Raw genomic sequence first — 3,671 nt, 5'->3', positions numbered from 1 at the left:
GGCGCCACCGACTGGACGGGCGGCGGGGTGCGGTACGGGCGGCTGGAGGTGCGCGGCGACGCCGCGCTGCGCATGGCCGACGCCGTGCTGTCCGGGGCCGCGCTGGCCGGGGTGCTGCTCCGTACCACCGGCGCCGTCCACCTCACCGGCTGTCTGCTGGCGGACATCGACGGCACGGGTCTTGTGGTCGGCGGCACCACCCGCGTGGAGCTGGTGCGCACCGAGATCCGGGCCGCGACGGGCTCGGGCATACGGGTGCGCGAGGACGCCCGCGCGGTGTTGCGCGGGTGCCTGGTCGACCGCCCGGGCCGCAGCGGACTGCTCACCGAGGACCGGGCCGCCGCGCTGCTGACGGACTGCCGGATCCGGGACACCGGGGGTGAGGCGGTCCGCGCGCTGGGCAGTTCACCGCTGCCGGAGCCCGAAACCCCCGAAACTCCCGACTCCGCCGACGCCACCGGCGGGGTCGTGCTGCACGGCTGTGAGCTGACCGGCCCGGCGGCCGACGCGATCGGCGTCACCGGCCCCGCGCAGCTCCAGGTCACCGCGTCCGTGCTGCGCGACTGCGCGGGCTCCGGCGTGGCGGCTGGCGACGGCGCCCGGGTGCGGCTGGCCGCCGTCGCGGTCGTACGCACCGGGGCCACGGCCCTGGTCGCGCACGGCTCCGCCGCGCTGACCGCGCGCGAGGTGGCCGTACGGGAGTCGGCCGCCAACGGGCTGCTGGCCACCGGCACCGCGGCCGTCGACCTCACCGACAGCGAGCTGACCGGCTGCCGCTACAGCGCGGTCCACCTCGGTGAGCGGACAACGACCGCGCTCACCCGGGTGCGGGTGGGCGCCACCCCAGAACACGGCGTGCACGCCGTCGACGAAGCCACCGTGACGCTCACCGACGCCCGCCTCGCCGACTGCGGCATGTCGGGCCTCGACCTGGCAGGCGCCGCGCGCGCCGAAGCGTCCGGGCTCGCCGTGACCCGCTGCCTCGCGGGCGTCACGGCCGGGGCGGACGGCGCGCTGCGGCTCACCGACTGCGAGGTGACCGACGCCGAGCGGGCCGGAATCACCCTCGGCCGCGGCGACGCCGAGGTGTCCGGCGGCCGGATCCTGCGGCCGGGCACCGCGGGTCTGGTGTTCACCACGGGCGCCACCCCGCGCGTCACCGACACCGAGATCCGCGAGGCCACCGGCTCAGGACTGGTCGTGGCGGGCGAGGCCGCGCCACGTGTGACCGGCGTACGGATCGTCAGGCCAGGTAAGAACGGCCTGATCCTGGACGGGGGAGCCACCGGGGTCTTCGAGGACCTGGACATCGTCCGGCCCGGCTTCCCCGCGGTGCACCTGGCCGACCGGGCGGCGCCCACGCTGCGCCGGATCCGGGTCCGGGACGCCGCGGAGGATCTGAGCGCCGAGCCCGGGGCCCGGCCGGAGGTGGTGGACTGCGTCTCGATCCGGGTGAAGTCCGCGCGGTGGCCCGGACCGGAGGCCGCCGGGGGCGTACCGGGACCGAAGCCGGCGGGGCCCGGGGCCGGGCAGGCACCCGGAGCCGAGAGGGCCTCCAGGTCCGAAGGGTCGGCGGAGTCACCCGCCTCGGAGGAGACTCTTGAGGAACTGCTGGGCGAACTCGACCGGCTGGTCGGCCTGGCCCGGGTCAAGCAGGACGTCGCGTCGCTGGTCAAGCTGATGCGTACGGTCCAGCGCCGGGAGAGCGCGGGGCTCGCGGCCCCGCCGCTGAGCCGCCATCTGGTGTTCGCGGGCAACCCGGGCACCGGCAAGACCACCGTCGCCCGGCTGTACGGCCGGATCCTGGCCGCCGTGGGGCTGCTGGAGCGCGGCCATCTGGTGGAGGCCGACCGCTCCTCGCTGGTGGGTGAGTACGTCGGCCACACCGGCCCCAAGACCCAGCGGGTGTTCCAGGAGGCCATGGGCGGGGTGCTGTTCATCGACGAGGCGTACTCGCTGGCCCCGGCCCAGGGCGGGGGCGGCAACGACTTCGCGCAGGAGGCCATCGCCACCCTGGTCAAGCTGATGGAGGACCACCGGGACTCGGTGGTGGTCATCGTGGCGGGCTATCCGAACGAGATGGAGCACTTCATCGACTCCAACCCCGGCCTGTCCTCCCGGTTCAACCGCACGCTGATGTTTGAGGACTACGACACCGAGGAGCTGCTGCGCATCGTGGAGCGGCACGCCACCTCGCACCAGTACGATCTGACCGACGTCGCCCGCACCTCCCTCACCGGCTACTTCGAACTCCTGCCCAGAGACGGCCGGTTCGGCAACGGCCGCTCCGCCCGGCAGGTGTTCCAGGCCATGACGGAGCGGCAGGCATACCGGGTGTCGGAGATCGAAACCCCCTCGGAGAGCGAGCTGATGACGCTCTCCGAACTCGATGTGCCCGAGCTGCCGGAGCCACCGCGGTGACGGAGCCACCGCGGTGACCGCGGCAACACCACGATCGACGAACAACAGCTCTCAGAAGGAGGCCGCGGTGTCCGAGCCGAGCGGCGAGGAACAGGGCAACACCCAGGGCAGCGAGCGGACGGCACAGCGCGGGTTCGCGGACACCTTCGCCCGGCGGACCCGGGTGCCGCTGCGCGGTCTGGCGCCGGGCCGCAGGGTGTGGTCCACGGTGGTCGGGCTGCCGGTGACCGCCGGCCTCGCGGTCGGCGCGGTGGTGCTGGTCTCCACGGGCGTGTCCCAGCTGCGGTTCGAAGACGACGGTGATACAGCCGAGACTGTCGCCGCGCAGCACAAGGCCGCGGACAAGGCCAAGGGCACCTCCTCCTCCCAGAAACCGGACGGCGGGGCCAAGGACGGCGGCGAGGCGTCCTCCACCGGCGACAAGGGCGCCTCGGGCGGGGCCAACGGCGGGGGCGGCTCCGGCGGTGGCAGTGGCAGCGGCGGCGGAAGCGGCAGTGGTGGCGGCGGTGGTGGCGGTGGCGGCGGCAACGACACGGGGGCGCCGTCCTCCTCCGGGGGCGACGGTTCCGGCGGGTCGAAGAGTGGCGGCGCCGACACCCCGGCCACGAGCGGCGGCGGGGGCGGGGGCGGAGCGCCCAAGCCGGCGGGCAGCAAGGTGATCTACACCGACTACGCCGGGCCGAGCTGCCCGACCCCGCCGAAGGGCGGCTACTACGAGCAGAACCGCTTCACCGACGGCGACGGCGGCTGGTACTCCCTCGGCGGTGGCGGCTATGTGGGCCACGGCTGCAACGGCGTGTTCGCCTCCGTGCCGATGTCCGGCGACCCGGCCAAGGACGCCAACAGCCGGGTGATGTGGTGGTGGGAGCCGGGCACCTCGGCCAAGAGCTGCCAGCTGTCGGTGTACGTACCCAAGGGCCCCAACGACCGCGATGTCGCCGGCCACCCCACCACGTACCACGTCCTCACCGACCCGTTCGACCGGACCACGAAGTACGACTCCTTCACCATCAACCAGGCCGGCCATCGCGCCCAGTGGGTGAACGCGGGCAGCTTCGCGGTGAAGCAGGGCAAGATCGGCATCAAGCTGCTCGACCGCGGTGACGACTGGTCGGCCGGCTGGAAGCTGGCCCATCACGCCGCCGCCCAGATGAAGGTCACCTGCCGGACCTGACCCCGGGTTCAGCCGGCGCGCGGCGCCTGCCCGGCCATCACCTCACCCCCCGGGCCCGCGCCGCGGGGGCGCGGTC

At 74.4% G+C, this 3,671-nt stretch carries 2 protein-coding genes; both read left to right on the top strand.

Annotated elements, in window-relative coordinates; all coding sequences use genetic code 11:
- On the top strand, window positions 1–2,421 hold a 2,421-nt coding region (locus ACWDSL_RS52485), incomplete at its 5' end, for a right-handed parallel beta-helix repeat-containing protein (protein WP_450496758.1).
- Between the two features lie 67 nt (window positions 2,422–2,488).
- The gene (locus ACWDSL_RS52480) at window positions 2,489–3,595 is read left to right on the top strand and encodes a hypothetical protein (RefSeq protein WP_450496756.1); all 1,107 of its coding nucleotides are present in this window, start codon (window positions 2,489–2,491) and stop codon (window positions 3,593–3,595) included.
- Window positions 3,596–3,671: the final 76 nt, after the last annotated feature.

The sequence above is a fragment of the Streptomyces sp. NPDC000941 genome (assembly GCF_053599555.1).
This window is presented reverse-complemented; position numbering and strand designations above follow the sequence as displayed.